General features: G+C 71.8%; 1 protein-coding gene. It reads left to right on the forward strand.

Annotated elements, in window-relative coordinates:
* Positions 1–5868 (forward strand): non-ribosomal peptide synthetase (locus IF55_RS35530; RefSeq protein ID WP_048833123.1); only part of this gene is annotated, 5868 nt, incomplete at both ends.

The following is a 5868-nucleotide window of genomic DNA, read 5'->3' on the forward strand; positions in this document are numbered from 1 at the left end:
CTTCAATGCGTACGGTCCGACCGAGGCGACGGTGAACTGCCTGGAGTACCGGCTGGCGCCGGGGGAGCCGACGCCGTCCGGCCCCGTGCCGATTGGTCGCCCGTTCGCCAACACCCGTGCGTACGTGCTTGATTCCTCGCTCCAGCCCGTGCCGGTGGGTGTTCCCGGTGAGCTGTACGTAGCCGGGGTGGTCCTGGCCCGTGGGTACCACGGGCGGGCAGCGCTGACGGCCGAGCGGTTCGTCGCCGATCCGTACGGTCCGGCCGGTGGGCGGATGTATCGCACGGGGGATGTGGTGCGGCGTCGCGCGGGTGGCGACATCGAGTACGTGGGGCGCGCGGACGATCAGGTCAAGCTGCGCGGCTTCCGTATCGAACTCGGCGAGATAGAAGCCGTGTTGGTCGGACACGCGTCAGTGGCGCGGGCCGCGGTGCTCGTACGGGAGGACGAGCCGGGCGACAAGCGGCTCGCCGCCTATGTCGTGCCCGAGGCGTCGCCCGCTCCGGATGCCGCTGAACTCCACGCCTACGTTTCCGCGGCGCTCCCCGAGTACATGGTGCCGTCCGCTTTCACGGTCCTCGACGCTCTGCCGCTGACGCCCAACGGCAAGCTGGACCGCAAGGCCCTGCCGGCCCCCGACTACGGCACCCACCAGCCGTACGCCGCGACGACCGGCCGAGGGCCGCGCTCGCCGCGCGAGGAGATCTTGTGCGGGCTGTTCGCGGAGATCCTGGGAGTGGCGCGGGTCGGTATCGATGAGGACTTCTTCGAGCTGGGCGGGCATTCGCTGCTCGCCATCCGGCTGGTGAGCAGGGCCCGTTCGACGCTGGGTGTGGAGATGGCGATCCGTCAGCTCTTCGAGACCCCGACGGTGGCCGCTCTCTCCGAAGCCCTCGACGCGGTGGCGGGCGGCGAGGCGCGCCCCGCCGTCGTGCCCATGGAGCGGCCGGAGCGGCTGCCCCTGTCCTTCGCGCAGCAGCGGCTGCTCTTCCTCAGCAAGCTCGAAGGCCCCAGCGCGACCTACAACCTCCCCGCCGCCCTGCGGCTCACGGGCGAACTGGACCAGCAGGCGCTACGGGCCGCGCTGTGCGACGTGGTCGCCCGGCACGAGAGCCTGCGCACCCTCTTCCCCGAGGACGCCGAAGGCTTCGAGAACGCCGAAGGTGGGCACCAACTGGTGCTGGCCCCCGGCGCGGAAGCCGCGCGGCCCGCGTTCGCCATCGAGGCCGTCGGCGAAGACGGACTGCAGGAGAGGCTGGACGCCGCCGCCCGGTACGGTTTCGACCTCTCCGCCGAGATCCCCATCCGCGCATGGCTGTTCGAGGTGAACCCGCGGGAACACGCCCTGCTCCTCCTCGTCCACCACATCGCCGGCGACGGCTGGTCGATGCCGCTGCTCGTACGCGACCTGGCGGGGGCCTACAACGCGCGCCGCACCGGTCGCTCCCCGCGCTGGTCGCCGCTGCCGGTGCAGTACGCCGACTACGCCCTGTGGCAGCGGGAACTGCTCGACGGCGAGGACGACGCGGACAGCGCGGTCTCGCGGCAGCTCGCGTACTGGCGGGACGCGCTCGCCGGGCTGCCGGAGGAGCTTGAGCTGCCGACGGACCGGCCGCGTCCGGCGAAGGCCACCTACCGCGGCGACGAAGTACCGCTGGAGATACCCGCCGAACTCCACGCGCGGCTCGCCGCCCTCGCGCGCGCCAACCAGGCGAGCGTCTTCATGGTCGTCCAGGCCGCCCTCGCGACCCTGCTGTCGAAGCTCGGCGCGGGCGACGACATCCCCATCGGCACGCCCGTCGCGGGCCGCACCGACGACGCGCTGGAGGACCTGGTCGGGTTCTTCGTCAACACGCTCGTCCTGCGTACCGACGTCTCCGGGAACCCCACCTTCCGTGATGTGGTGAGCCGTGTGCGGGAGGCGGACCTGGCGGCGTACGCGCACCAGGACGTGCCGTTCGAGCGGCTGGTCGAGGTGCTGAACCCGGCCCGCTCCCTCGCGCGGCACCCCCTCTTCCAGACCCTGCTGGCCTTCAACAACAACGACCAGCGAGCCTCGGCCGACGCGGCGGACGGCTTGCCGGGCCTGGCCGTCGAGGGCCGCCGCGTGAGCACCGGGGTCGCCAAGTTCGACCTCGCGTTCAACCTCGCCGAACAGCTCGACGCCGACGGCGCGCCCGCCGGCCTCGACGGCGTCATCGAGTACAGCGCCGACCTCTTCGACCGAGCGACGGCGGCGGGCATCGCCGAGCGGTTCGTCCGCGTGCTGGAGGCGGTCGCCTTCGCCCCCGAGGCCCCGCTCGGGCGGCTCGACGTCCTCGCCGACGAGGAGCGGCGGCGGGTGCTCGTGGAGTGGAACGACACCGCTCGCGACACGCCACGGGAGACGCTGTCCGCGCTCTTCGAGGCTCAGGCGGCGCGTACGCCGGATGCGGTGGCGTTGGTTTTCGAGGGTGTGGAGGTTTCGTACTTCCTCGACGGCTACTCCGCCGCGAACCTCGAGGTGCCCGTACTGCCCTCGCAGGCCGCGTACGCGATCTACACCTCGGGTTCCACGGGGCGTCCGAAGGGCGTGGTGGTGCCGGGCTCGGCACTGGTCAATTTCCTCTCCTCGATGCAGTCGCGATTCCAACTCACGGAGAGCGACAGGCTGTTGGCGGTGACGACCGTCGGCTTCGACATCGCCGGTCTGGAGCTGTACCTGCCGCTGCTGGCCGGTGCCGGGCTCGTCCTCGCCGCCCGCGAGACTGTAAAGGACCTGCCGGGCCTGGCCGCGCTCGTACGGAGCTCCGGGGCCACGGCGATGCAGGCGACCCCGAGCCTGTGGCACGCGCTGGTCGAGTCCGGCGTCGAGCTGTCGGGCGTGCGGGTGCTGGTCGGCGGCGAGGCGCTGCCGACCGATCTGGCGGGTGGTCTGGTGAATGCCGCTCGGTCGGTGACCAATCTCTACGGTCCGACGGAGACGACGATCTGGTCGACGGCCTCGGAGGTCGGGGCTGCCAGTGCGGGAGTGTCGATCGGTCGGCCGATCGCGAACACGCGGGTGTACGTGCTGGATGCGGCGTTGCGGCCGGTCGCGCTCGGTGTCGCGGGTGAGCTGTATATCGCTGGTGACGGTCTGGCGCGCGGTTACCACCGCCGCCCGGATCTGTCGGCGGAGCGGTTCGTGGCCGATCCGTACGGGCCGGCGGGGGCGCGGATGTACCGTACCGGCGACCTGGTGCGGTGGCGCGCGGATGGAGAGCTGGAGTACATCGGCCGTACGGACTTCCAGGTCAAGGTCCGCGGCTTCCGTATCGAGCTCGGCGAGATCGAAGCGGCGCTCACCGCGCACCCTGCGGTCTCGCGCGCCGCGGTGGTGGTCCGCGAGGACCTGCCCGGCGACAAGCGGCTCGTCGCCTACGTCGTACCGGCGGCCGAGGGCGCGGCCCCCGAGGCGGGCGCGCTGCGCAGGCATATCGGCGCGGCGCTGCCCGACTACATGGTGCCGTCGGCGTTCGTCGTCCTCGACGCGCTGCCGCTGACGCCCAACGGCAAGCTGGACCGAAACGCGCTGCCCGCCCCCGAGTACGGCATCGACAGCGCCGGGCGCGCCCCGCGCACCCCGCAGGAAGAGATACTCGCCGGCCTGTTCGCCGAGGTGCTCGGCGTCCAGCCGTCCTCCATCGACGAGGACTTCTTCAAACGCGGCGGCCACTCGCTCGCCGCCATGCGGCTCGTCGGCCGCATCCGCTCCACCTTCGGCGTCGAACTGGCCATCAGCCGGCTCTTCGAGACCCCCACCATCGCGGGCCTCGCCGACGTGCTGCGCGGCGCGGACGGCGCCCGTACCGCCCTCGCCGCGCGACCGCGCCCCGAGCGGATACCGCTGTCCTTCGCACAGCAACGCCTGTGGTTCCTCAACCAGTTCGAGGGCCCCAGCTCCACGTACAACGTCCCCGCGGCACTCCGCCTCACCGGCTCCCTCGACCGCGACGCCCTGCGCTCCTCGCTCGCCGATGTCGTGGCGCGCCACGAGAGCCTGCGCACCGTCTTCGCCGAGGACGCCCAGGGCGGCCACCAGGTCATCCTGGCCGCCGACGACCCCGCCGTGCGGCCCGGCATCACGTTCGCCGAGGTCGCCACCGAGGAGGAACTGGAGCGGCGCATCGACGAAGCCGGCCGCTACAGCTTCGACATCGCCGCCGAAATCCCGCTGCGCGCCTGGCTGTTCGCCACGGGGACGGACGAGTACGTCCTGCTGCTCCTCATCCACCACAGCGCGGGCGACGGCGGCTGGTCGATGCCGCTCCTCGTCCGCGACCTCACCGTCGCCTACGCCGCGCGCTCCCAGAACCGGGCCCCGGAATGGGCGCCGCTGCCGGTGCAGTACGCGGACTACACGCTCTGGCAGCGCGAGGAGCTCGGCTCCGAGGACGACCCGGACAGCGTGCTCTCCCAGCAGCTCGCCTACTGGCGGGACACCCTCGCCGACCTCCCGCGGGAACTGCGGCTCCCCACCGACCGGCCCCGGCCCGTCGAGGGCTCGCACCGGGGCGGCATGGTCCGCTTCGACCTGCCCGCCGCCCTGCACCAGCGCCTGGAGACCCTGGCCCAGGAGAACCACGCGAGCCTGTTCATGGTGGTGCAGGCCGCCCTCGCCGCGCTGCTGGCGAAGCTCAGCGGATCGGACGACATCCCGCTGGGCACCCCCATCGCGGGCCGCACCGACGACGCGCTGGAAGACCTGGTCGGGAATTTCGTCAACACGCTCGTGCTGCGCACCGACGTGTCCGGCGACCCGACGTTCGCCGAGCTGGTCGGGCGCGTACGGGAGACGGACCTGGCGGCGTACGCGCATCAGGACGTGCCGTTCGAGCGGCTGGTCGAGGTGCTGAACCCGGCCCGCTCCATCACCCGGCACCCCCTCTTCCAGATCTTGATCACCTGGCACAACGCCGGGCACCAGGCCGTACGGTCCACCACCCAGCTCCCCGACCTGGCCGTGGACGGCCACTCGGTCCGTACCGGCGTGGTCCGCTTCGACCTGCGGTTCGCCCTCGCCGACCTGCGCGGCGACGAGGGCGCGGCGGCCGGGATCAGGGGCGAGGTCGAGTACAGCGCCGACCTCTTCGACCAGGAGACCGCCCAGAGCCTCGCCGACCGGTTCGTCCGCGTCCTGGAGGCGGTGGCCGCCGCCCCCGACCGCCCGGTCGGCCGAATCGACGTGCTGGACGAGACCGACCGCCGGCGGGAGCTGGTGGACTGGAACGACACGGCCCGCGATATCCCAGAGGCGACCCTTCCTGAACTCTTCGAGGCGCAGGCGGCCCGTTCTCCGGATGCCCCGGCGCTCGTCGACGGTGATACGTCCCTCACCTATGCGGAGCTGAATGCCCGCGCGAACCGGCTGGCGCGGGTGCTGGTGGGGCGCGGCGTGGGTCCGGAGCGGTTTGTGGCGATTGTGCTGCCGCGGTCGGCGGAGAATGTGGTGGCGATGTTGGCGGTGCTCAAGGCGGGCGGCGCGTACGTGCCGGTGGACCCGGAGTATCCGGATGAGCGCATTGCCCACATGCTGGCGGATTCCCGGCCGGTGCTCACGCTCACCGAGGAGGAGATCGGCTCTCTCGTGTTCGACGGCGTGTCGGACGGCGATCTGGGGCGTGCCCCTGCTCAGTCCCATGCCGCGTACATGATTTACACGTCCGGTTCGACGGGTGTGCCGAAGGGTGTGGTGGTGGAGCACCGTTCGCTGGGGGCGTATCTGCTGCGGGCGCGTGAGGCGTACGCGGAGGCGGTGGCGGGGGTGTCGTTGGTGCATTCGCCGCTGGCGTTCGACCTGACGGTCACGGCGCTCTACACGCCGCTGGTCAGTGGTGGGTGTGTGCG

The sequence above is a fragment of the Streptomyces varsoviensis genome (assembly GCF_000718635.1).
Taxonomy (GTDB): Bacteria; Actinomycetota; Actinomycetes; order Streptomycetales; family Streptomycetaceae; genus Streptomyces; species Streptomyces varsoviensis.